This is a genomic window from Thermomonospora cellulosilytica (assembly GCF_014138835.1).
Classification (GTDB): Bacteria; Actinomycetota; Actinomycetes; order Streptosporangiales; family Streptosporangiaceae; genus Thermomonospora; species Thermomonospora amylolytica.
Window position 1 is genome coordinate 1,489,266 of the sequence record NZ_JACJII010000001.1, and the last position, 24,083, is coordinate 1,513,348.

The following is a 24,083-nucleotide window of genomic DNA, read 5'->3' on the forward strand; positions in this document are numbered from 1 at the left end:
CTCCTCGGTGTGAGATCTGACACGATTGACCACTGAGACCTTCCCCCAGACCCCCGGGGGAGCGGGCTCTGACGTCGGCCGGACCGCGGTGACCCCGTGTGCCGGCCCTGGACGAGGAGTGAGACGTGACCATCGACTCCGCGCGCGGTGCGCCGTCGCCCGGCGCCGCCGGCGACCCCTCCGGCCTCACCGAGGCCTCGCCGGAACTCATCCAGCTGCTCACGCCCGAGGGCGTGCGGGTGGAGCACCCCGACTATCCCCTCGACCTGACCCCCGAAGAGGTCCGCGGCCTCTACCGCGATCTGGTGATGGTGCGCCGGATCGACATGGAGGCCGTCGCGCTGACCCGGCAGGGCGAGCTGGGACTGTGGGCGTCGCTGCTGGGGCAGGAGGCCGCCCAGGTCGGCTCCGGCCGCGCCCTGGCCGAACGCGACATGGTGTTCCCCACCTACCGGGAGCACGGGGTGGCCTGGACGCGGGGCCTGGACCCGCTGAAGGTGCTGGCCATGTTCCGCGGGCTGAGCAACTGCGGCTGGGACCCCGCCGAGCACAACTTCCACCTCTACACGGTCGTGATCGGCAGCCAGACCCTGCACGCCACCGGCTACGCCATGGGCATCCAGCGGGACGGCGTGCTGGGGACCGAGAACGCCGCCGCCACGATCGCCTACTTCGGCGACGGGGCGACCTCGCAGGGCGACGTGAACGAGTCGTTCGTGTTCGCCTCGGTGTTCAACGCCCCGATCGTGTTCTTCTGCCAGAACAACCAGTGGGCCATCTCCGAGCCGCTGGAGAAGCAGTCCCGCATCCCGCTCTACCGGCGGGCGCAGGGCTTCGGCTTCCCCGGGCTGCGGGTGGACGGCAACGACGTGTTCGCCTGCCTGGCGGTGACCCGCAAGGCGCTGGAGGCCGCCCGCAGCGGTCAGGGGCCGACGCTGATCGAGGCGTTCACGTACCGGATGGGCGCCCACACCACCACCGACGACCCCACCCGCTACCGGCTGGAGGCGGAACTGGAGGCGTGGAAGCTCAAGGACCCCATCGAGCGGGTCAAGGCGTACCTGGTGCGCGGCGACCTCGCCGACACGGCGTTCTTCGACGAGGTCGACGCCGAGGCCAAGCAGTACGCGGCCGACCTGCGCCGTCGCTGCCTGGCGCTGCCCGACCCCCAGCCGATGGAGATCTTCCGCAACGTCTACGCCGAGCCGCACGCGCTGATCAGCGAGGAGCAGGAGCAGTTCGCGGCCTATCTGGAGTCGTTCGAGACCGAGGGGAGCGGGTCGTGAGCACCACCGAGACCCTGACGCTGGGCAAGGCGCTGAACGAGGGACTGCGCCGGGCCCTGGAGGACGACCCGAAGGTCCTGGTGATGGGCGAGGACGTCGGTCGGCTCGGCGGCGTCTTCCGGGTGACCGACGGGCTGCAGAAGGACTTCGGCGAGGACCGGGTCATCGACACCCCGCTGGCCGAGTCCGGCATCGTGGGCACGGCGATCGGGCTGGCGCTGCGCGGCTACCGGCCGATCGTGGAGATCCAGTTCGACGGGTTCGTGTTCCCGGCCGCCGACCAGATCATCACCCAGCTCGCCAAGATGCGGCTGCGCTCGCAGGGCGCGCTCAAGCTGCCGGTCGTCATCCGCATCCCGTGCGGCGGCGGCATCGGGGCGGTCGAGCACCACAGCGAGTCGCCGGAGGTGTACTTCACCCACACCGCCGGGCTGCGCGTGGTGGCGTGCTCCAACCCGGCCGACGCGTACTCGATGATCCAGCAGTCGGTGGCCTGCGACGACCCGGTCATCTTCTTCGAGCCCAAGCGGCGCTACTGGGACAAGGCCCCGGTGGACCGGTCGGGCGACTGGCTGCCGCTGGACCGGGCGCGGGTGGTGCAGCCCGGCTCGGACGTGACCGTGCTGGCGTACGGGCCGATGGTGAAGACCTGCCTGGAGGCGGCGTCGGCCGCGCTGGAGGAGGAGCGTTCGCTGGAGGTCATCGACCTGCGGTCGCTCAACCCGCTGGACTTCGGCACCGTCGAGGAGTCGGTGCGGCGCACCGGCCGGTGCGTGGTGGTGCACGAGGCCCCGGTGTTCTCCGGCTACGGGGCGGAGCTGGCCGCGCGCATCAGCGAGAAGTGCTTCTACCACCTGGAGGCCCCGGTGCTGCGGGTCGGCGGGTTCTCCACGCCGTACCCGGCGAACCGGCTGGAGGAGCACTACCTGCCCGACCTGGACCGGGTGATGGACGCCGTCGACCGGGTGATGGAGTGGTGATGACCGACGTCAAGGAGTTCAAGCTCCCCGACGTGGGGGAGGGGCTGACCGAGGCGGAGATCGTCCGCTGGCACGTCCAGCCGGGCGACCGGGTCGAGATCAACCAGACCATCGTGGAGATCGAGACCGCCAAGGCCATCGTGGAGCTGCCCTGCCCGTACGAGGGCGTGGTGGCCGCGCTGCTGGTCGAGGAGGGCCGCACGGTCGACGTCGGGACGCCGATCATCGCGGTGGACACCTCCTCCGGCGAGGCGTCGGTGGCGACCCCGACCTCGGAGCCGCCCGCCCAGGCCGCGGCGATGAAGGAGGACCTGGTCCCGTCGGCGGCGGTCGACCCGGGCACGCACATCGGCCCGGACACCGGGCCGGACAAGGCCGAGCGCCAGCCGCTCCTGGTGGGGTACGGGGTCAAGCCGGGCGCGACCCGCCGCCGTCCCCGCAAGCGCCCGGCCCCGGCGGCCCGGCCCGCGGGAACGGCCGCGCGTGCGCTGGCCAAGCCCCCGGTCCGCAAGATGGCCCGTGACCTGGGCGTGGACCTGTCCACGGTCACCGGCACCGGCCCGCACGGCACCATCACCCGCGACGACGTGCGCCTGGCCGCCCAGCAGCGGACCGGCCTGGCCCCGGCCCCGCAGGGCCCGGCCGCCGTCGCACCGCCCGCTCCGCCGCAGGAGGCCGCGCCCGCGCCCGTCCAGGCGAACGGGCACGCCCCCGCCGCGCCTCCCGGCGTCCGGGAGGAGCGGATCCCGGTCAAGGGGGTGCGCAAGAGCACGGCCGCGGCGATGGTGCGGTCGGCGTTCACCGCCCCGCAGGTGACGGAGTTCCTGCAGGTCGACGTCACCGAGATGATGGAGACGGTGCGGCGGCTGCGGGAACTGCCGGAGTTCGCCGAGGTCAAGGTGTCGCCGCTGCTGCTGGTGGCCAAGGCGCTGCTGACCGCGGTGCGGCGGCACCCGATGATCAACTCGGCCTGGGTCGACGGGAACGGCTCCGGCGACGAGATCGTGGTCAGGCACTATGTCAATCTCGGCATCGCCGTCGCCACCCCGCGCGGGCTGCTCGTGCCCAACATCAAGGACGCCGACCGGCTCACCCTGCCGGAGCTGGCGGCGGCGCTGGGCGAGCTGGCCGAGACCGCCCGCGCCGGGCGCACCCAGCCCGCCGACATGGCGAACGGCACGATCACCATCACCAACATCGGGGTGTTCGGGGTGGACGGCGGCACCCCGATCCTCACCCCGGGCGAGTCGGCGATCCTGGCGTTCGGCCAGGTCCGGGACATGCCGTGGGTGCATGAGGGCGAGCTGGCGATCCGCAAGGTGACCACGCTGGCCCTGTCGTTCGACCACCGCATCGTGGACGGCGAGCTGGGCTCGGCGGTCCTGCGGGACGTCGGCGCCATGCTGGAGAACCCGCTCCGGCTGCTGGCCTGGAGCTGACCGTCCGCCACGAGGCCCGCCCGGCCCCCCTCCACCGGGCGGGCCTCACCCGGCCCCGGCACGCCCTCGGCCCGGCGGGTCCGTCGTCCGTCCGGTGCCGTGGGCGGAGAGAAGATCCCTGGTCATGCGGAGATGCACGGAGTTCCGGCGGCCGGCCGCCGAACCGTTCGCCAGGTCGGCGGACGGCATGCTCAAGAGCGGAATTCGTCGGTTTTCCACAATGCTCACGCATGGTTTGGGGTGATATCAGGGAGGGGAATCGATCACAGGACCTTTCTCGGCGAGCCCGGTGTGCCGGGTGTGCGGCGACGCCGGGCCCGTGGGGAGAGGCGCACCCCATCCACCCCATGTGACCAAGCGGTCACTCCCTCGGGAGGACACCGTGTCGACGACAACCACTCCGGCGAGTTCCCCCCCGCGTCGCCGGATGACCCCCCGGCAGATGCTCATCTGGGGCGCGGTCAGCGTGCTCGGCGCCGTCGCCTGGGCCATGATCGCCCTGGTCCGCGGCGAGGAGGTCTCCGCGGCCTGGCTGGTGTTCGCGGCCGTCGCCTCGTACGCCATCGCCTACCGCTTCTACGCCCGGTTCATCGCCTACCGGGTGCTCAAGGTGGACGACACCCGCGCCACCCCCGCCGAACGGCTCAACAACGGCGTCGACTACCACCCCACCGACCGCCGGGTGCTGTTCGGCCACCACTTCGCCGCCATCGCCGGGGCCGGGCCGCTGGTCGGGCCGGTGCTGGCGGCGCAGATGGGCTATCTGCCCGGCACCATCTGGATCATCGTCGGCGTGATCTTCGCCGGCGCCGTCCAGGACATGGTGGTGCTGTTCTTCTCCATGCGCCGCGGCGGCCGCAGCCTGGGCCAGATGGCCCGGCAGGAGATCGGCCCGGTCGGCGGGGTGGCCGCGCTGATCGCGGTGCTGTCCATCATGATCATCCTGCTGGCGGTGCTGGCGCTGGTCGTCGTGAACGCCCTGAAGGACTCCCCGTGGGGCACCTTCTCCATCGCGATGACCATCCCGATCGCCCTGTTCATGGGCTTCTACCTGCGCTACCTGCGGCCCGGCCGGGTGGTGGAGACCTCCGCGATCGGCGTCGCGCTGCTGCTGCTGGCGATCGTGGCCGGCGGCTGGGTGGCCGAGTCCGGGCTGGCCGACACCTTCACCCTGTCCGGCGAGGCGCTGGTGATCTCGCTGGTGGTCTACGGGTTCGTGGCCTCGGTGCTGCCGGTGTGGATGCTGCTGGCGCCGCGCGACTACCTGAGCGCGTTCATGAAGGTCGGCGTGGTCGTGCTGCTGGCGGTGTCGATCCTGCTGGCCTGGCCGACGCTGCGGACCGAGGCGTTCACCGACTTCGCGTTCAACGGGCAGGGCCCGGTGTTCGCCGGCTCGCTGTTCCCGTTCGTGTTCATCATCATCGCCTGCGGCGCGCTGTCGGGCTTCCACGCGCTGGTGTCCTCCGGCACCACGCCCAAGATGATCATGAAGGAGTCCCAGGTCCGGGTGATCGGCTACGGCGGCATGCTGACCGAGTCGTTCGTGGCGGTCATGGCCCTGGTGGCGGCCTGCATCATCGACCCGGGCCTGTACTTCGCGATGAACATGCCGGGCCCGGCGCTCGGCGGGACCCTGGAGTCGGCCTCGGCGGCGGTCGCCCAGATCGGCTTCACCATCACCCCCGACCAGCTCGCCGCGGCGGCCGCCGCGGTCGAGGAGGAGACCCTGGTCGGCCGGAGCGGCGGCGCGCCCACCCTGGCCGTGGGGATCAGCTACATCCTGTCCGACATCTTCGGCGGGGCCTCGTTCCAGGCGTTCTGGTACCACTTCGCGATCATGTTCGAGGCGCTGTTCATCCTGACCACGGTGGACGCCGGCACCCGGGTCGGGCGGTTCATGCTGCAGGACACGGTCGGGAACGTGTGGAAGAAGGCCGGCGACGTGAGCTGGAAGCCCGGCGTCTACGCGGCCAGCGCGATCATCGTCGGGGCCTGGGGCTACTTCCTGTGGGCCGGCGTGCGCGACCCGCTCGGCGGGATCAACCAGCTCTTCCCGCTGTTCGGCATCGCCAACCAGTTGCTGGCGGCGATCGCCCTGGCGGTCTGCACCACCCTGCTGATCAAGTCCGGCCGGGCCAAGTGGGCGTGGGTGACCATCATCCCGCTGGCCTGGGACGCCGTGGTCACCCTGACCGCCTCCTGGCAGAAGGTGTTCTCCGACGATCCCAAGGTCGGCTTCTTCGCCCAGCGCGAGCAGTTCCAGGACGCCCTGGACGCGGGCAAGACCTCGCTCGGCACCGCCAAGACACCCGAGCAGATGGAGCAGGTGGTCTTCAACACCACCCTGGACGGCATCCTCGCCGCCTTCTTCGCCCTCCTGGTCGTGGTGATCCTGGTCGACGCGGCCCGCGTCTGGATCAAGGCCCTGCGCGCCGGCGGCACCCTGCCCATCCACGAGGACCCGTACGTCGAGTCCAAGACCTGGGCCCCGTCCGGTCTCATCGCCACCGCCGAGGAACGCCGCATCATGAAGGAACGCGAGGAGGAAGCCGCCGGGGTCCCGTCATGACCCGCACCGCGTCCCTGCCCGCAGCGTTGCGGACCCGTCTGCGCAACGCCTGGCACCTGTTCCGCGAGTTCTCCGGCGAGCGCGCCTACGAGATCTACGTCGAGCACCACCGCCGCCACCACCCCGGCGAGCCGGTGATGTCCGAACGCGAGTTCTGGCGCAGGCACACCGACGACCGGGACACCAACCCCCGCACCACCTGCTGCTGACCCCGATCCGCACAGGACCCCGCCCCGGCCCCTGGGGGCGGGGTCCTGCCGTGTCCGGACCGCCGACGGATGCCGAAAAGGCTCACTGCAGGTAGAAGACCACGGGTGCCGGTGGTCGGCGGTGCAGCGAAGAAGCCGCCGTGGCTGTGGCGTCGCCGTCGAGGTCGGTGTCCTCGATGGGGCGCCAGCGGGTGGCCCCTCTTCGCTCAGGTGCGGGGCCGGCGGGCACGAGGAGGAGTTCGTCGAGCTGGTGGCGCAGGCCCGGCGGCGGCTGGCCGAGCGCGGGACGGTGACGCCGCAGGAGGCCGCCCGGATTGCTATGTTCCGGGGGTGTTCTCCTTGGTCGAGCCCCCTTTGTTCACGCGGTTGAAGGGGGCTGAGCGGGTTCTGGTGGCGGGGGCCGGCGGGGGCTTCGACGTGTACGCGGGGCTGCCCATCGCCTTGGCGCTGATGGAGTCCGGCAAGCGGGTCCATCTGGCGAACCTGTCGTTCAGCTTCCTGTACGGGCTGGACGACGAGGTGTGGCTCGAGCCGGACGTCGCGGCCGTCACGCCGGAGACCAAGGGGCCTTCGGACTACTTCCCGGAGGGCGTGCTGGCGCGGTGGCTGGAACGGCAGGGCCTGCCTTCGACGGTGTACGCGTTCCCCAAGGTGGGGGTGCGGCCGCTGACCGCGGCGTACCGGGCGTTGGTCTCGCATCTGGGGATCGACGCGATCGTGCTGGTGGACGGCGGGACCGACATCCTGATGCGGGGGGACGAGGCGGGGCTCGGCACGCCCGAGGAGGACATGGCGAGCCTGGCCGCGGTGCACCGGCTCGACGTTCCGGAGAAGGTCGTCGCCTGCGTGGGTTTCGGGGTCGACGCCTATCACGGGGTCAACCACGCCCAGGTGCTGGAGAACCTCGCGGCGCTGGACGCCTCCGGTCATTACCTCGGGGCGTTCTCGGTGCCCCGGAACAGCCGGGAGGGCGCGCTCTACCTGGACGCGGTCGCCGACGCCCAGGCCGCCACGCCGGAACGTCCCAGCATCGTGAACGGCTCGATCGCCGCCGCCCTGCGCGGTCAGTTCGGGAACGTGCAGTTCACCGAACGGACCCGCAGGAGCGAGCTGTTCATCAACCCGCTGATGACGCTCTACTTCGTCGTCGACCTGGACGGGCTGGCCGGACGCTCCCTCTATCTGGAGCGCCTGACCGGCACCGTGCTGATGCGCCAGGTCGGCTCCGTCATCGACGGCTTCCGTGAGAACGTCCGCCGACGTCCCCCAAGGACGATCCCGCACTGAGCCTTTCCTCCTCGGGCGGCCGTCCTGGGGGACGTGGGCGGCCTCGCCGAGCGGCACCGCTCACCCGGCGTTCTTCGGCGCGCTGCGGTCCGTTCCTCAGCCGAACTGCTCGACCAGCAGCTTCGCGGCCGTCGCCGCGCCGTCCGTGCGGACTTCCCCCGCCAGCGCGGCCGCTCGTTCGGTGGTCCCGGGGTCCAGCGCCGTCTCCAGCGCGGACGCCAGCGACTCGGCGGTCGGGGCCGGGCCGTCATGGGCCGCGCCGATGCCCAGCTCGGCGACGCGGCGTGCCCAGTACGGCTGGTCCGCCCCCTGCGGGACGACCACCTGCGGCGTGCCGGCGCGGGCGGTCGTCGCCGTGGTGCCCGCGCCGCCGTGGTGGACGACCGCGGCCACGCGGGGGAACAGCGCCCGATGGTTGACCTCGCCGACGACGAAGCAGTCGCCGGCCTCGTCGACCGCGGACAGGCCGGCCCAGCCGCGCATGAGCACCGCGCGGCGGCCGTGCGCGCGGACCGCCTCGATGACCGCACGGGACGGGTCCGGCGACGCCTTCATCGGCATGCTGCCGAATCCCACGTACACCGGCGGCTCGCCCGCGTCCAGGAACGCCTGCAGATCGCCGGTGAGGGGGCGTTCGTCGTGCAGGAACCAGGCGCCGGTCTGCAGGACGTCCAGGTCCGCCGGCTCCCGCCACGGGTCCAGGACCGGATCGCTGGCCAGCCAGTTCCGCCCGCCGAACAGGAAGGATGCGACGTCGTCCACCGGCGGCAGGCCCAGCGCGGTCCGGGTGGCGTTGACCGCCTCGCCGAAGATCGCGTTCATGTGCCGGTCGTGCAGCCTCCACAGCGTCGGGATGTCGGTCACCTCCGGCGGGTAGGCCTGGCCCGGGTAGGCCAGCGGCGCACGGTACGGCGACGGCAGGGTGAGCTGCTGAAAGGACACGTGGATCCAGGGGATGCCGAGCTTCTCGGCCACCGACCGGGCCCCGGCCAGCACCGCCGGGACGCCGGTCGCCACCAGCACGTCGCATCCCTCGGCCACCTCGAGGAACACCTCGCGATGACCGGCGGCCAGTTCGACCGAGTACCGGGCCACCATCTCCCCCGCGGACGACGTGGCCGGCGACGGCGTCCGGGTCGCCGCCGCGCGCGCCGACGGGCCGAACGGCACCAGCGGCACCCCGACCGCGTCCAGCCGCCGCGCGAAATCCTCGTCTGGCGGCGCGCACACCCGCACCTGCGCGCCGTGTTCCCGCAACCGCACGGCGAACGCCACCAGCGGCTCGACGTCTCCGCGCCCGCCCCATGTCGACAGCGCCACACGCATTTCTCGACCCCCGTTTTCGTCGGTTCCGGCCATGGCGAGCAATTGTGCGGCATGAACTGGTGGTTGCCGCAAGTCCCCCGGTCTGCTATATATTGAAAATGGCGGGAGACGGTAAGGATTTTTCCTCCCGCGGCGGCCCGAACCTCACGGTCCGGTGGCACGTGACCGGCCTTGGCGACGGGGTGATGGCGTGTCGCCTCACGGATCTCGTCGTGCTGCGGTGAACGCGCCTCGAGGAGGGCCGTCCCGAGCGCCTTCCGCGCCGCGGCAAGCGCCTGAGCTGCTGGAACAGCCCCGCGCCGTCCCGACGGCATCGGTTTAGGGCCGGCAGCGGCAGGGCAGTTGACGGTTGCGGGGGCCTGGTCGCGACGCGCAATCGCCTGAAATCCTCGCACCGCCGCGCGAGGTCGCCCGAAGGCACCACGACCGCCCCCGGTCGATTTCTCATCGGGGGGTGTCATGCGTCATCTCATCGTGTCCTGTGACGGCACCTGGAACACGCCTGAAATCGCGTCCGTCACCAACGTGCGCCGTCTGCACAACGCCCTGGACGACAAGGACGAAGACGGGAACAGGCAACTCGGTTACTACCAGCCGGGGGTCGGCAGTTCGGGCGGCCTGGTCGGCAGGCTGCTGGGCGGCGGCGCCGGGGTGGGGCTGGAACGTCAGGTGCAGGACGCGTACCACTGGCTGACGACACGGTACGAGCCCGGGGACCGCATCGCGCTGTTCGGGTTCAGCCGGGGGGCCTACACGGTGCGCAGCCTGGCCGGAATGGTCGCGGCCTGCGGCCTGATCGAGACCAACGGCCTGAGCGAGGCGATGACCTGGAAGAAGATCGACCAGATCTACCGCCGCCGATACCGGGCGCGCCGTAAGGGGGACACCGGCTGGCGCCGCGGGCTGTCGTTCCGGTTCGACCCGGACGACAAGGCCGGGTTCCCGGTGCACTTCATAGGGGTGTGGGACACGGTCGGCGCGCTCGGTGTGCCGGACTACCTGGGCTGGCTCAATCTTCTGGACAGAAGCAGCCGTCATGACTTCCATGACCTGACGCTCAACCCGTATGTCCGGCACGCCCGCCACGCCCTGGCCATGGACGAACGCCGTGGCCCCTATGCGCCCACTCTCTGGACGGAGTCGGCGCCGAAGAGGGGCATCGGGCCGAAGCAGGTCGTCAAGCAGGTGTGGTTCCCCGGCAGCCACATGGACGTCGGCGGCGGCCACCTGCAGCGGGGACTGAGCGACTGCAGCCTGCAGTGGATGATCGACGAGGCGCGCGAGGCCGTCAATCTCGGCTTCCGCAAGACGACGATCGACCAGATCCGGCCCGACCCCCTCGACGTCCTCCACGACGACGACCGCGCCATGTTCGGCCTGCTCGAACCCCTGGTCGACCCGGTGCTCAGGCCGTGGCTCGAAGTCTTCCTCGCGCCGCAGCCGAGGGCCGTCCCCCTGATCGACCCCTACGACCGGGACCCCGTGCTGCACGAGTCCGTTTACGAACGCCACCAGAACGCGCCCATCACCAGCGGGCCGTACCGGCCCACCGTGGTGCTCGCCCCGGGGGAGTCGAAGACGGTCACCGTGTTCTCCTACGACCCGTGGAACGAGACGGGGCTCTACCTCGAGGAAGGCGAATACGAATTCGTCGCCGTGGGGGAATGGACCGACCGCGGCATCCCGTCCGGCCCCGCGGGCACCACCGGGCTGCGCCAGTTCAACCCGATGACCGAGGGATTGCGCATTCTGGGGACGTTCATCGGGTACAGCGAGAAGTTCTTCCGGAAGGTGTCCGGGAACGAGGCGGCGAAGCCGATCGGCTCCCGCCGTGAGGCGGACCTGCCGTGGATGTCGCTGGTCGGAGTCGTCGCCAACAACGCGGTCCCCGTCAGGAAGGCGCTGCGCACGCACGAGCGGATCGCCATCGGCGGCGGCACGGTCCATCGTGTGACCAAGAGCGGCTATCTCTACGCGTTCGCCAACGACGCGTGGGGCTTTTACGGCAACAACGAGGGCAGCGTGCGCCTCACGGTGACCAGGAAAAGCTGACCCGCCGCCCCGCGGAGTCACCGGGTCAAGCACCGGCATTCCGGCATTCCGTTTCCGGTAGATAGCCCGGTTCGCGGCCGGACGGGTGACCGGTGCTTGAAGGCGAATCTCCGGCCGCCTGTCCCGCCGTTGTCCGGTTTTGTGGTCGTCTCGCGGGTGGTCGGTGTTCGGCGGGGGAACGTCGACGGAGCGAACCGGCCCAAGGTACCCAAGGCAGGAGAACGGAATGTAGAAGACCATGCAGCGTGAGCGCCCTGTCCGGGAGGCTCCGCGCGCTCCCAAGGCCGAGCAGTACGAGGAGTATCTCGGCGGCAGTCCCGAGGCCGAAAGGGTGATCTTCGAAAAGCTCGCCCGGGACCTCATGGAGGTCCAGTTGAAGCTCAGGGAGCGCGGCGGGGCCGCCGGCATCGACCGGACCTTCCACGCGAAGGCGATCCTCGGGGTGGAGAACGCCACGCTGAGCATCCGCACGGACCTTCCCGAGGACCTGCGGGTCGGTTTCGCCCAGCCCGGGACCGACCATCCGGTCATCGTGCGGCTGTCGAACGCCAGCGGGATCCGGCAGCCGGACTTCGCACCCGATCTGCGCGGCGTCGCGCTGCGGATCCAGGCGGGGCCCGATCGGGTGCACGACCTGCTGATGACGAACCATCCGGTCTCGCACGCCAAGGACGCCCGGGAGTTCGTGGCGTTCGCGCAGGCCATGGCGGACGCGGACGACCCGCTCAGCACCGGGGTCGCGTTACTGGCCAAGCTGCCCCTGGCGGTGGGCTGGGGCTCGGCCCTGCGGATGTGGCGGAACATCGCCGCGGGCACTGGCCGCGAGGTGCGGAGCCTGGCGCTGGAGACGTACTGGAGCCGTGGCGCGATCATGTGGGGGGCCGCCGGGCCGGTGCGTTACCGGCTCCGCCCCGCCCCGGACGCGCCCTCGGCCCCGCCCGCGTCCAAGAGCGACCCCGACTATCTGGCGCACGAGATCGCCACGCGGCTGACCAAGTCGGACGTGGTCTTCGAACTGTGCGTGCAGCGTTACGTGGACACCGAGCGCACGCCCGTGGAGAACGGCGCGGCCGAATGGAGGGACGAGGACGCGCCCGTCGTTCCGGTGGCGACGCTGACGATCCCGCGGCAGGACCTCGACACGGCCGAGGCGCGCGCCATCGCCGAACGCGTCGACGCACTCGCCTTCGACCCGTGGAACACCACGGAGGAGTTCCGCCCGCTGGGCAACCTGAACCGGGCGCGCAAGGCCGCCTACGAGGCCGCCGCCGCGCATCGCCTGGGCCACCGGTTCCTCACTCCGACGCCCATGCGCAACCAGGTTGTCGGGCGGGTCCTGGAGACCGGGTTCAACGTCGTCAACCGGGTGGTGCCGTGGCACCGGCTGCCGACCCCGCTCGGCGTCCTGAACCTCACGGTCTTCCGGCAGGTGCTGCGCCGCGACAACCTCATCGACACCGAGATCCGGGAGAGCGTGCCGAAGACGCATCCGGTGCCCGAGCCCGTCCCCGAGGAGATGCGGGTGCGGCGCAGCTACGACGGGTCGTACAACGACCTGTCCGCGCCGTCGATGGGGGCCGTCGGCTCGGCGTTCGGCCGCAACATGCCGGCGGTCCACCGGCCCGACCTCTTCGACACCCCCAACCCGGTGACCGTGAGCAGGGAACTGCTCCAGCGCGAGGCGTTCGTCCCGGCGCGGTCGCTGAACCTCATCGCCGCCGCGTGGATCCAGTTCCAGGTGCACGACTGGGTCAACCACAAGCGGTACCCGGCCGGGACCATCAGCGTCGAGGTGCCGCTGCCGCGCGGGATGACCTGGCGCAACACCCCGGGCGGAAAGCCCGAGAAGGTGATGCGCTTCGCCGAGGACGAGGGCCTGCAGGCCGGTGACGGGACGCGCCCGCCGATCCTGTTCGCCAACCACGCCTCCCACTGGTGGGACGGCTCGGAGGTGTACGGCGGGGACGAGGCCGTCGCCAGGTCCCTGCGCGAGGACGGCGGCGCCAAGCTCCGCCTGGAGGAGGGTCACCTGCCGTCGGGGCCCGGCGGCATCCCGATCACGGGATTCAGGGACAACTGGTGGCTGGGCCTCAGCGTCATGCACACCCTGTTCGCCCGTGAGCACAACGCGGTGTGCGAGGCCCTGCGGGCCGAGTACCCGCGCCTGGACGAGGACGCCGTCTACCACACGGCCCGCCTGATCGTCTCCGCCCTGATCGCCAAGATCCACACCGTGGAGTGGACCCCCGCCATCCTGGCCACCGAGGAGATCGACATCGCGCTGAACACCAACTGGTCGGGCCCGCGGGACTGGCTGACCAGGCTGGGGGCCTGGCTGGTGGACGAGCATGCGCTGACCGGCATCCCCGAGACGCTGCCCGAGCACCACGGCGTGCCCTACTCGCTGACGGAGGACTTCGTCACCGTCTACCGGATGCATCCGCTGATCCCCGACGACTTCCAGATCGCCGACCACGGCTCCGGCCGGCTGCTGGACACGCTGAGCCTCAACGACGTGATGGGCGCCCGCACCGAGACCGCCTTCCGCAAGGTCGGCCTGCCGAACGCGCTGTACTCGTTCGGCATCGCCCATCCGGGGGCGATCACCCTGTTCAACTATCCGCGCACGCTGCAGACGTTCGAGCGGGACGGGGAGATCATCGACCTGTCCGTGGTCGACATCGTCCGCACCCGCCGCCGCGGCGTCCCGCGCTACAACGACTTCCGCGCCGGGGTCCACAAGCCGCGCATCCGGCGCTTCGAGGACCTGTCCTCCGACCCGGACACGGTGGCGCGGCTCAAGGACGTCTACCGCTCCGTCGACGAGATCGACACCATGGTCGGGCTCTTCGCGGAGAACCCGCCCGAGGGCTTCGGCTTCAGCGACACCGCCTTCCGCATCTTCATCCTCATGGCGAGCCGCCGCCTGCAGAGCGACCGCTTCCTCACCGTCGACTACCGGCCCGAGATCTACACCCCGCTGGGGATGGACTGGATCGAGCGCAACGGCATGAAGAGCGTCATCCTGCGGCACTGCCCCGAACTGGCGGGCTTCCTGCCCAGGGACGCCAGCGCGTTCGCGCCGTGGCGCCCGGTCATGCCCGGCAAGGAGCAGCCGAGGGTCAAGCGCCGGTGAGACCGGCACGTCCGTGAACGCGGTCCGGCAGGGGCGCCCGCCCCTGCCGGACGACGTTACGGCGACCGCCGAAGCTTCTGCGCTCCTCGAAGCGTCCGGTTTCGGCGGCCGGAGGGCGATGAGTTCCGCACGTCTCGGCGGTCCGTACTCGTGACAGGCGCGGATCGACGGAGGAGGACGGGATGCGGGAGCGGGTGCAGGCGGTCATCGACGGGCTGGTGGAGTCGGGAGCCGAGCGCGGGATGCAGGTGGCGGTCTACCGGGGCGGGGAACTGGTGGTGGACGCCGTGGCGGGGGTCGCGGATCCGCGGAGCGGGCGGAAGATCGCCCCGGACACGCCGATCTACTGCTACTCGGTCGGCAAGACGATGACCTCGGCGATCGTGCTGATGCTGATCGAGCGGGGGGCGTTCGGGCACGACACGCCGGTCGCGGAGCTGTGGCCGGAGTTCGGGGCGCACGGCAAGGGCGGGGTGACCGTTCGGCACGTGCTGACCCACACGGCCGGGGTGCCGGCCATGCCCGCGGACGCCACCCCCGACGCGCTCGGCGACTGGGACGGGATCTGCGCGGCGATCGCGGACTCGACGCTGTGGTGGGAGCCGGGGACCAGGCTGGGCTACCACGCCTACACCTTCGGCTACATCCTCGGCGAGGTCGTCCGCCGGGTGACCGGCAAGCCGATCTCGCAGGTGCTGCGCGAGGAGGTGGCCGGGCCGCTCGGGATCGCCGACGAGATGTACTTCGGGATGCCCGAGCCGGAGCTGGGCCGGGTCGCCGTGCTGGAGGAGCCGGAGGAGGCGACGAAGGGGTTCGAGCAGATCCCCGAGGACGCCCCGATGTTCTCCACCGCGCCCAAGGCGATCTTCCCGACGGCCGCGTTCGGGAACCTGCCGCAGGTGCTGCGCGCCGACATCCCCGCAGGCGGCAAGATGACCGCCCGCGCCGTCGCCCGCCTGTACGCGGCGCTGCTGGGGAACGTGGACGGCGTCCGGCTGATCTCCCCCGAACGCCTCACCGAGATCACCGCCGTCGCGGTCGAGGGCACCGACCAGATCATGGGGAACGAGGCCGCGTTCGGGCTGGGCTTCCCCCTCGGGCATCCCGTCACCGGCGAGCAGACCGTCTTCGGCTGGGCCGGCGTCGGCGGAACGTACGCCTGGGCCGACACCGCCACCGGCCTCACCGCCGCCGTCACCAAGAACCGCCTGAGCATGGACTTCTCCACCGTGGAGGCCGTCACCAAGGCCATCAACGGCTGAGCACGCCGGCCCTGGGTCGCAGGCCCGGCGTGCTCCCGCCCGTTCCGGGAGCCCTCGGCGGTGACGCCCTGTGACCTCCGACACTGGACGCCTTCCTGGAGGTGGGTGCATGCTGGGCCGGCACGGCTCAGCGACACCGTCGACAGGCGCCGAACGGTGGGCGGCGAGTCCCCCCGAGGAGCTGATCCGGCCTTCGTTCCAGGCGAGCACCAGGAGAACACTGTGCGTCACAGGATGACGGCCGCGGCCGTGCTGCCCATCCTCGCGGCCGTGGCGGGCTGCACCTCCCCCGAGCAGTCCGCGCTGCGGCAGATCCAGCCGAACGCCACCGTGTACATCGACGGCTGGGACCAGGACGGCGACGAGGGCGACCGGGCCCTGATCGAACGCAAGCCCTCCGGCATGTGGGTCGTCCCCGTCAACGCGCCCTTCCGCGCCAACCGCGTCGGCGGCTTCACCGTCCGCGTCACCCTGGACCCCAAGCGTGGCTTCGTCGTCACCGACCTGGGCGGCACCCAGGTCGGCCGCGACCACGACGACTGTCTCGAAGAGGGCGAGACCTACGCCTTCGTTGACGTTCCTGCCAACGCCCTGAGCTGGGAACCGGACGCGGGCTCCAGTGGCACCCCCAACGACGACTGCCAGGTCCTGCCCGTCGACTGAGCCCCAACGGCGCCCGCCCGGCTGGCGTCTCCGGGGTCAGGGGCGGCGGAGCCAGCCGGTGAACGCCGCCAGGGTGGGGAAACGGTGGGACGTGCCGTTGCGGGTGGCCTCGTAGGCCTCGCCGTCCCAGGTGACGGTGAGGTCGGCGGGAGGTTCGGGGACGGGACGCCAGCCCTCGCGGGACAGGGCCCGTTCCAGCAGGGGCCTGTGGAGTCCGGGGGCGGTGACGTGGGCGGTGCCGCGCGAGCCGCCGGGGAGGACGAAGACGCCGGACGCCGCGTCGAAGGTCAGGCCGCCGCCGTCGAACGCCGCGGAGATCGCTCCGTTCAGGGCGAGCTCCTCGGGGGTGCCGCGGTGCAGGCCGCCGTCACGGGTGATCAGCCAGACGCGGTCGGCGATGCGCAGGGCCAGCTCCAGGTCGTGGGTGGAGACCACGACGACCAGGGAACGTTCCCGGGCCAGCCGCCGCAGCAGGCCCATCAGCGCGACCCGTGACGGCACGTCCAGGAACGCGGTCGGCTCGTCCAGCAGGATCGCGGCGGGCTCCTGGGCGAGGGCGCGGGCGGTGAGGATCCGCTGGCGTTCCCCGTCCGACAGCTCGGTGACGGGGCGTTCGGCCAGGTGGGCGGCGTCCACGGCGGTCAGCGCCCAGTCGACCGCCGCACGGTCGGCGGCGGTGAGGCGGCCGGTGAACCCGGTGTGCGGATGACGCCCCAGCGCCGCCAGCTCCCGGCCGGTCAGCAGCGCGGGAACGTCCCGTTCGGTCAGCACCACGGCGACGCGGCGGGCCAGCTCCGCCGGGCCGATCGCGGCGACGGGCGACCCGTCGAGCAGCACCTTCCCCTCCAGCGGCGGCTGGAGCCCGGCGAGCGTCCGCAGCAGCGTCGACTTGCCCGTCCCGTTCGGCCCGATCAGCACCGTCAGGTCCCCGGCCCGCGCCTCGGCGTCCACCCGCTCCAGCACGCGCCGCGCCGCCCGGCCCCGCCGCCCGGGATAACCGACCGTCAACGCGTCCAAGACCAGCACGCGTTCACCTCCGTCCAGCCGAAGGGGTCCGTGCGGCAGCGGTCCGCGCGACCGGCGTCATGCGCGTTCGCGGCGGACCGGCCGGGCCGCGGGATCGGCATGGCGGTCACGTCGCCCATCCGGCTCGGGCGGCGCGGCTGCGGAGGAGGACGGTGATGACGACGGGGGCGCCGAGGACGGTCGTCACCGCGTTCAGGGGGAGGATCGCGCCGCTGCCGGGGGCCTGGGTGGCGATGCAGCAGGCCAGGGAGACGGTGGAGCCGAGGAGGATCGCGGCGGGCATCAGGACGCGGTGGTCGGCGGTGCCCAGCAGCAGCCTGGCCATGTGGGGGACGGCCAGGCCCAGGAACGCGACCGGGCCGCAGTACGCGGTGACCGAGCCGGCGAGGACCGACGCCGTCAGGAGGGTGGCCGTGCGGGTGCGGCGCACGCGGACGCCCATGGTGCGGGCGTAGTTCTCGCCGAGGAGCAGGGCGTTCAGGGGCTTGACCCCGGCCAGCGCGGCGAGCAGGGCCACGCCGCAGACCGAGGCGAACACCGCCAGGTCGTCCCAGGTGGTCCCGGCGTAGCTGCCCAGGCTCCAGCCCAGGTACTGCTGGGCGCGCTGCCCGTCGGAGTACGCCAGCAGCAGCGTGATCAGCGAGGACGTGGCCGAGCCCACCATCACCCCGATGACCAGGATCGTCACCACCGAACGGACCCGCCGTGCCAGCGCCAGCACCAGCATCAGCACCGCCGCCGCGCCCGCCGAGGCCGCCACCACCAGACCGGCCCGCCCCGGTCCGGCGACCGCCCCGGTGAACGCGCCCGCCGGCACCGCCCAGCCGGTCACCGCCAGCGCCACGCCCAGGCTCGCGCCGGAACTGACCCCGAGGATGTACGGCTCGGCCAGCGGGTTGCGGAACAGCGTCTGCATCTGCACCCCGGCCACCGCCAGCGCCGCCCCGGCCAGCACCGCGGTCACCGCCCGCGGCAGCCGCACCGTCCAGATGATCACCTCGACCCCGGGGTCGGCCCCGTCCAGCCGCAGCAACGCCGGGATCACCCGGTCGACGGGGATCACCGTGGACCCCAACGCCACCGCCAGCACGAACCCGGCCACCACGACCGCCCCCAGCACCCCCAGCACGACCCCCCGCCGCCGTGCCCCCGCCGCCCCGCCCGGCCGCACGGCGAGCCCGCCCGTGTCGGACGGAGCGGGGGCCTGGTCGCGGGGGTCGGTCACTTGGCGAGCCGCTGGTAGAAGGTGAACGAGTGGTTCGGCATCAGGTCCGGGTGGAGGATGGCGACCAGGTCGGCCAGGATCAGGTCGGGGCGGACGACGCCGCGTTCGTAGAGGTCGTTGCCGCCGCCGGGGCCGAGGGCCTTGTTGGCGGGCCACACCCTGCCGGACCTGAAGGCGGCGAACTCGGCGTACCGGGGGTCGGCCTCGGTGACGTCGGCGAGGGTCTTCCACTCGTTCATCTGGGGCAGCCAGACCTCGGCGTCCCGGGCCTCGGCCAGCACCGCCTCCAGGTCGAGGGTCATGCTGCCGGTGCCCTTGGTGCCGGCCCAGGCGTAGGTGCCGCCCGCGTCCCGGATCAGGCGGGCCATGAAGCTCTCGCCGTTCGGGATCGCCCACTGGCCCTGGAACATCTGGCCGGGCAGGACCGTCACCGGCTCGGCCGTCCGCACCCTGCCGGCCAGCGCCCGGTAGGCGGCGGCGACCTTGTCGAACGTCTCGGACGCCGTGGCCTCGGTGCCGGTCAGGGCGGCCACGAACTTGATCCACTCGGCCCGGCCCAGGGCGGTGGTCTCCTGCCACTCCGCGTTCGCGACGATCCTGACCCCGGCCTGCCGCAGCGGCCCGTACGCGGGGTTCTCCCGGCCGTCGGTCATCAGCACGTCCGGGCGGGCGCCGATCACCTTCTCGGTGTTCACCTGCTCGCCGGTCACGTCGGCGTACTCGACCACCTTCCCGGCCCGCACCTGCGCGCGGACCTGCGGCGAGGTGATCAGCCCGGCGGCGGCGACGCCCTTCAGCCGGTCCAGCACGCCCAGTTCGGTGATGAACGGCAGATGCGTCGTCGAGCCGGAGAACAGCGTGCGCACCGGGGTCTGCACCACGGTCGCGCCCTTGAGCGCGCCCTCCAGCCTGGGTGCGGGCGTCCCGCAGCGCACCAGCACGTACGTCTGCGGCGCGGCCCCCGGCGACGGCTGCTTGACCGTGATGACCTGGTAGTTCTTCGCGTACCGCAGGGTGAAGTTGGTGGCGTGCCGGATCTCCTGCTTGACCGGGAAGTAGTCCTTGCCCGCGTCGTACTCGCGGACGCACTCGCCGCCGGCCGCCGTCGCCTGCTCCTGCGCGCCGCCGCCGCACGCGGCCAGCGGCAGCACCAGCAGCATCCCGGCCAGCAGCCGCGCCTTGTCCATCGACACCGGTGTCTCTCCTGAGAACGGGCCGTGACCGCCGTTCCTCGACGGCGCCCACGGCGGGCGGAGGGCCGGATCCACCCTGCGCGGGGCACGGCACGGCGCCGTTCCTCGCCCGGGGAGATCCGCCCCATCGTGCTGAGGAGGCGACCGCGTGAGTCTCCTGGCTCTCGGGTCGATGCTCGTCCCGGCCTTCCCGCCCGGAGCCCCGGGCAGTGGCGTCGTTCGGGATCCGCTCGCCGATCACAGTGGCGGGACCGCGCCGGATTCGCACCGGCTTCCTCGTTCCGCCGTCGCCTTCGACCGGCAATCTTCGCACACGTGACGTTCCGTCCCACGCGTCCCCGGTACGGGGCCGGACGAAAACCCGTGGAACGTCCCGGCCGCCCCTGCCTACGGTGACCGTATGGCCGCCGACGAGCAGGGTCCCCTTCCGCCGTTCAGCACCACGAGCGACGAGGAGCGGGAACGGCTCGCCCAGAGGCTGCGGCAGCTCACCCTGGGCGAGCTGGTCGACGTGCTGCGCCGGGTCCTGCCCCGCCATGCGGACGAGGACGGGGAGAGCATCCTCGTGCTCGCCGAGGCATTCCGATCGCGGCCCGACCCGGACGACGAACCCGAAGAGCCCTACGTCGAACTCGTCGCCTGGCCCGCCCGCGACCTCTACGACGGGAGCATCGGGCCGCCGTGGGGACTGCTCGAGAGCGGGCGATGCGACAACTGCCGGGCGCTGGTGACCTCCACCGTCAAACGCGCCCACTGCCCCGTCTGCGGAACGCTCTGCGGCCTCACCTGACCTGTTCCGGGCCCGCGCGAGGGAGATCGGGCGACCGCGGCGGAGCGAGGACGGGCTGACCTCCCGTGGCCCGGCGAACGGAGGACGACCGTGTCAGGCGGGCCAGGTGTTCTCGATGTGGTGGCGGATCAGGGCGGCGTGGGACAGCGGGGTGGACAGGTCGGTGACGTCGCCGTTCGTCGTGTAGTCGAGGAGGACGACGTCGCGGTGCCGGGACAGGGCGGTCAGGCGGGTCACCAGGTCGGCGGTGCGGTGCTCCAGGGTCCAGCGGTAGGTGGGGAGGTAGATCTGCCTGCGGGCCTGCTCGTAGGGGAGCAGGGTCCGGCCGTGGAGGCCGGCCCGGTGGCCCCGGACGGGGCCGTGCCGGCGGACGGTGCGCTTGAGGCCCCGCATCGTGGTGATCGAGAGCTTGGCGGGGTCCACGTCGGCGTCGGCGAAGACCTTGAGCGCCTGCCAGACGCCCTCGACGGACGCGGCCGTGACTCCCGGTGTGAACGGGACGGGAATGCCGCCGTGGGGGTAGAAGGGGCTGAACCGCACCCAGGGCTCCTCGGCCCGTGAGGTCACGTCCACGACGAGCGCGTCCGGGTGCTCGCGTTCGATGGACGCCGTGCCGCGTCGCCGGCTCGCCACATGGATCGCCACGAAAGGCATCCTGGCGGAGGGCACCGACATTCCGGGCATGACGAAAGCCCGGCGCCGGAATCGGCGGGGAAGGGCGTTTATCGACGGGCTTAGCTTAGGCTAGCCTAAATCCGTGTCGACTCCGGTGCGCGAAGCCCCCCCGCGCAAGGAGCCCGTCAGCGCGACGGCCGCGGCCGGACGGGCCGGGGGGCTGCTGGTCCTGGCCGGCGTCCTCGTGCTGACCATGGCGGCGAGCCTGGCGATCGGGGCCGAGAGCATCCCGCTGGACCGGGTCGTGGCCGGCCTTCTGCACCCGGACGGGTCACGGGAGGCGCTGATCATCCAGGACCTCCGGGTGCCGCGCACGCTGCTGGGGGTCGCGGTCGGCGCGGCGCTGGGGCTGGCGGGCGCGCTGATGCAGGCGCTCACCCGCAACCCGATGGCCGAGCCGGGGCTGCTGGGCGTGAACGGCGGCGCGGCGTTCGCGGTGGTGCTGGTCATCGGGTTCCTCGACGCGCGGACGTCGCTGGTGTACGTGTGGGCGGCGTTCGCGGGGGCGGCCGGGGCGGCGCTGCTGGTGTACGCGGTCGGCTCCTACGGCCGGGCCGGGGCCACGCCGTCGCGGCTGGTGCTGGCGGGGGCGGCGCTGAACGCGGTGTTCAGCGCGCTGACCGCCGGGGTGATGCTGCTGGACCCGCGCAACTTCGACGGGTTCCGGTTCTGGCAGGTGGGATCGCTGTCGGGCCGGGACCTGGAGGTGTTCGCGCAGCTCGGGCCGTTCATGCTGGGCGGTGCCGTGCTGGCGCTGCTGCTGGCCCGGCCGCTGAACGCGCTGGCGCTCGGGGAGGAGGCGGGCCGGGCGCTGGGGGTGAACCCCGGCCGGACCCGCGTGCTGGGGGCGCTGGCGATCGTGGTGCTGTGCGGGTCGGCGACGGCGGCGGTGGGGCCGATCTGGTTCCTCGGGCTGGCGGTGCCGTTCATGGTGCGCTCGGCGATCGGGCCGGACCAGCGGTGGGTGCTGCCGTACTCGCTGCTGCTGGCCCCGGTGCTGCTGCTGGCCGCCGACATCGCCGGGCGGGTGCTGGCCAGGCCCGGTGAGCTGGAGACCGGCATCGTGACCGCGTTCGTGGGGGCGCCGGTCTTCATCTGGATGGTCCGCCGGGGGAAGGCGCCGAAGCTGTGAGCCGGGTGGTGCGCGCCGGAGCGCTGTCGGTGCGGTGGGAGCCGCGGGCCGCCGCGGTGGGCGTCGCGCTGCTGGCGGTGGGACTGGCGGCGGCGGTGTTCGTGGTCGGCACCGGGGACTTCCCGATCCCGGCGCCGGAGGTGGTGCGGGCGCTGGCCGGGCAGGGCGATGCGGCCACCACGTTCATCGTGACCGAGCTGCGGCTGCCGCGCGCGGTGGCCGGGCTGCTGGCGGGGCTGGCGCTGGGCATCAGCGGGGCGATCTTCCAGAGCATGTCCCGCAACCCGCTGGGCAGCCCCGACCTGATCGGCTTCACCACCGGCGCGTCCACCGGCGCGCTGCTGCAGATCCTGGTCCTCGGCGGCGGTACGGCCTCGATCGCCGTCGGGTCGGTGTCCGGCGCGGTGTGCACGGCCGCGGCGGTGTACGCGCTGTCGTACCGGGGCGGCGGGGTGAACGGCCACCGCCTGGTGCTGATCGGCGTGGGGGCGGCGGCCATGCTGGAGGCCTGCAACAGCTACCTGATCACCCGGGCCGAGCTGCGCGACGCCTACGAGGCCGCGTTCTGGCTGACCGGCAGCCTCAACAACCGCGGCTGGGAGCACGCCGTCCCGCTGGCCCTGGCGCTCGCCGTCCTGGTCCCGCCGGCGCTGGCCTACGGTGGCCGGCTCAAGATGGGCGAGCTCGGCGACGACGCCGCCCAGGCCCTCGGCGTCCCCGTGCAGCGTTCCCGCGCGATCCTGGTCGCCGCGGGGGTCGGGCTGATCGCCGCCGCCACGACGGCGGTCGGCCCGGTGCCGTTCGTCGCCCTGGCCGCGCCCCAGCTGGCCCGCCGCCTGACCCGCCGCACCGGCCCGCACCTGCTGTCGGCCGGGCTGATGGGCGCCGCCCTGCTGGCCGTCAGCGACCTGATCTCCCTCAAGCTTCCGGCCGCCGTCCCGGTCGGCGTCGTCACCGGCACCCTCGGCGGCCTCTACCTGGTCTGGCTGCTGACCACCACCGGACGAAAGGGGACCACATGAGCAGGCTCGCGGCTCGGGATCTGACGCTCGCCTACGAGCAGCGGGTGGTCGCCGAGGGGCTCGGGGTGGAGATCCCGGACGGGTCGTTCACGGTGATCGTGGGGCCGAACGCGTGCGGGAAGTCGACCCTGCTGCGGGCGCTGGCGCGGCTGCTCAAGCCCCGGGAGGGGGCGGTGTTCCTGGACGGGGAGCCGATCCTGGGGCAGCAGGCCAAGCAGGTCGCGCGGCGGGTGGGGCTGCTGCCGCAGCAGCCGATCACGCCGGACGAGATCACGGTGGCGGATCTGGTGGCCCGCGGCCGGTACCCGTACCAGGGGCTGCTGCGCCAGTGGTCCGGGGAGGACGAGCGGGCGGTGTCGGCCGCGATGGAGGCGGTCGGGGTGAGCGGGCTGGCCGGCCGGGTCGTGGACGAGCTGTCGGGCGGGCAGCGGCAGCGGGTGTGGCTGGCGCTGGTGCTGGCCCAGGAGACCCCGATCATGCTGCTGGACGAGCCGACGACGTTCCTGGACATCGCGCACCAGATCGAGGTGCTGGACCTGTGCTCGCGGCTGCACGAGGAGGGCCGCACGCTGGTGGCGGTGCTGCACGACCTCAACCACGCCTGCCGGTACGCGACCCATCTGGTGGCGATGCGCGACGGCGAGATCGTCGCGCAGGGGGCGCCGGAGGATGTGGTGACGGCGGAGCTGGTGGAGCGGGTGTTCGGGCTGCCCTGCCAGATCATCCCGTGCCCGGAGACGGGGACCCCGCTGGTGGTGCCGGCGGACCGGCGGAGGGCGTTGACGGCCGGAATGCTGTGAATTAGGTTAGC

19 protein-coding genes and 1 riboswitch are annotated in these 24,083 nt (G+C 72.3%); of the genes, 14 read left to right on the forward strand and 5 right to left on the reverse strand.

Annotated features, from left to right (window positions below):
* Positions 1–125 precede the first annotated feature (125 nt).
* The 6 genes from pdhA to HNR21_RS07310 all read left to right on the forward strand — a co-directional run bounded on the left by pdhA (position 126) and on the right by HNR21_RS07310 (position 7,770).
* A complete protein-coding gene (gene pdhA, locus HNR21_RS07285; protein ID WP_182704564.1) occupies positions 126–1,286 on the forward strand; it encodes a pyruvate dehydrogenase (acetyl-transferring) E1 component subunit alpha in 1,161 nt (386 codons plus the stop codon).
* Positions 1,283–2,266, forward strand: coding sequence for an alpha-ketoacid dehydrogenase subunit beta (locus HNR21_RS07290; RefSeq protein WP_119726646.1), 984 nt, complete (start codon positions 1,283–1,285; stop codon positions 2,264–2,266). Before pdhA ends, HNR21_RS07290 begins: the two co-directional genes overlap by 4 nt.
* Positions 2,266–3,705 carry a dihydrolipoamide acetyltransferase family protein gene (locus tag HNR21_RS07295; RefSeq protein WP_182704565.1) on the forward strand — a complete coding sequence of 480 codons (1,440 nt, stop codon included), beginning with the start codon at positions 2,266–2,268 and terminating at the stop codon, positions 3,703–3,705. The genes HNR21_RS07290 and HNR21_RS07295 overlap by 1 nt, the downstream gene beginning before the upstream one ends.
* A gap of 427 nt (positions 3,706–4,132) precedes the next feature.
* Entirely contained in the window at positions 4,133–6,274 is a 2,142-nt protein-coding gene (locus HNR21_RS07300; RefSeq protein WP_182704566.1) for a carbon starvation CstA family protein, read from the forward strand.
* Complete coding sequence (locus HNR21_RS07305) at positions 6,271–6,483, forward strand: YbdD/YjiX family protein (protein WP_119726648.1); 213 nt, start codon at positions 6,271–6,273, stop codon at positions 6,481–6,483. The genes HNR21_RS07300 and HNR21_RS07305 overlap by 4 nt, the downstream gene beginning before the upstream one ends.
* Before the next feature lie 366 nt (positions 6,484–6,849).
* On the forward strand, positions 6,850–7,770 hold the full coding sequence (locus HNR21_RS07310) for a DUF1152 domain-containing protein (protein WP_246442015.1): 921 nt from the start codon (positions 6,850–6,852) through the stop codon (positions 7,768–7,770).
* 96 nt (positions 7,771–7,866) lie between these two features.
* Here HNR21_RS07310 and HNR21_RS07315 read toward each other — a convergent pair whose 3' ends face one another.
* Entirely contained in the window at positions 7,867–9,096 is a 1,230-nt protein-coding gene (locus HNR21_RS07315) for a glycosyltransferase (RefSeq protein ID WP_182704568.1), read from the reverse strand.
* A 459-nt stretch (positions 9,097–9,555) separates the two neighbouring features.
* On the opposite strand from HNR21_RS07315, the gene HNR21_RS07320 reads away from it, so the two are divergent.
* The 4 genes from HNR21_RS07320 (at position 9,556) to HNR21_RS07335 (ending at position 16,209) form a co-directional block, all read left to right on the forward strand.
* Entirely contained in the window at positions 9,556–11,148 is a 1,593-nt protein-coding gene (locus HNR21_RS07320; RefSeq protein WP_182704569.1) for a phospholipase effector Tle1 domain-containing protein, read from the forward strand.
* Between the two features lie 238 nt (positions 11,149–11,386).
* Positions 11,387–14,284: a peroxidase family protein gene (locus HNR21_RS07325; RefSeq protein WP_220500066.1), complete on the forward strand. Its 2,898-nt coding sequence runs from the start codon at positions 11,387–11,389 to the stop codon at positions 14,282–14,284.
* Between the two features lie 182 nt (positions 14,285–14,466).
* Positions 14,467–15,546 (forward strand): serine hydrolase domain-containing protein, encoded by a 1,080-nt coding sequence (locus HNR21_RS07330; protein WP_182704570.1) that lies wholly within the window; start codon positions 14,467–14,469, stop codon positions 15,544–15,546.
* Positions 15,547–15,768: 222 nt separating this feature from the next.
* The gene (locus HNR21_RS07335; protein ID WP_182704571.1) at positions 15,769–16,209 is read left to right on the forward strand and encodes a hypothetical protein; all 441 of its coding nucleotides are present in this window, start codon (positions 15,769–15,771) and stop codon (positions 16,207–16,209) included.
* Between the two features lie 36 nt (positions 16,210–16,245).
* Here the strand turns inward: HNR21_RS07335 and HNR21_RS07340 are convergent, their stop codons facing one another.
* The 3 genes from HNR21_RS07340 to HNR21_RS07350 form a co-directional block, all read right to left on the reverse strand.
* Positions 16,246–17,235: an ABC transporter ATP-binding protein gene (locus HNR21_RS07340; RefSeq protein WP_182704572.1), complete on the reverse strand. Its 990-nt coding sequence runs from the start codon at positions 17,233–17,235 to the stop codon at positions 16,246–16,248.
* A 106-nt stretch (positions 17,236–17,341) separates the two neighbouring features.
* Positions 17,342–18,460, reverse strand: a complete 1,119-nt coding sequence (locus HNR21_RS07345) for a FecCD family ABC transporter permease (protein WP_312880895.1) — start codon at positions 18,458–18,460, stop codon at positions 17,342–17,344.
* Entirely contained in the window at positions 18,457–19,647 is a 1,191-nt protein-coding gene (locus HNR21_RS07350; RefSeq protein ID WP_182708522.1) for an ABC transporter substrate-binding protein, read from the reverse strand. The genes HNR21_RS07345 and HNR21_RS07350 overlap by 4 nt, the downstream gene beginning before the upstream one ends.
* Positions 19,648–19,783: 136 nt before the next feature.
* Positions 19,784–19,972, reverse strand: a riboswitch (cobalamin riboswitch).
* A gap of 81 nt (positions 19,973–20,053) precedes the next feature.
* Between HNR21_RS07350 and HNR21_RS07355 the strand changes: the two genes are divergently transcribed.
* Complete coding sequence (locus tag HNR21_RS07355; protein ID WP_182704573.1) at positions 20,054–20,443, forward strand: hypothetical protein; 390 nt, start codon at positions 20,054–20,056, stop codon at positions 20,441–20,443.
* 93 nt (positions 20,444–20,536) lie between these two features.
* Here the strand turns inward: HNR21_RS07355 and HNR21_RS07360 are convergent, their stop codons facing one another.
* On the reverse strand, positions 20,537–21,097 hold the full coding sequence (locus HNR21_RS07360) for a DUF6939 family protein (protein WP_220500067.1): 561 nt from the start codon (positions 21,095–21,097) through the stop codon (positions 20,537–20,539).
* A gap of 103 nt (positions 21,098–21,200) precedes the next feature.
* On the opposite strand from HNR21_RS07360, the gene HNR21_RS07365 reads away from it, so the two are divergent.
* The 3 genes from HNR21_RS07365 to HNR21_RS07375 are packed head-to-tail and all read left to right on the forward strand — an operon-like array spanning position 21,201 to position 24,072.
* A complete protein-coding gene (locus tag HNR21_RS07365) occupies positions 21,201–22,250 on the forward strand; it encodes a FecCD family ABC transporter permease (protein WP_198679324.1) in 1,050 nt (349 codons plus the stop codon).
* Positions 22,247–23,272, forward strand: a complete 1,026-nt coding sequence (locus HNR21_RS07370; protein WP_182704575.1) for a FecCD family ABC transporter permease — start codon at positions 22,247–22,249, stop codon at positions 23,270–23,272. The genes HNR21_RS07365 and HNR21_RS07370 overlap by 4 nt, the downstream gene beginning before the upstream one ends.
* Positions 23,269–24,072, forward strand: a complete 804-nt coding sequence (locus HNR21_RS07375) for an ABC transporter ATP-binding protein (RefSeq protein ID WP_182704576.1) — start codon at positions 23,269–23,271, stop codon at positions 24,070–24,072. The genes HNR21_RS07370 and HNR21_RS07375 overlap by 4 nt, the downstream gene beginning before the upstream one ends.
* The last annotated feature ends 11 nt before the right edge of the window (positions 24,073–24,083 follow it).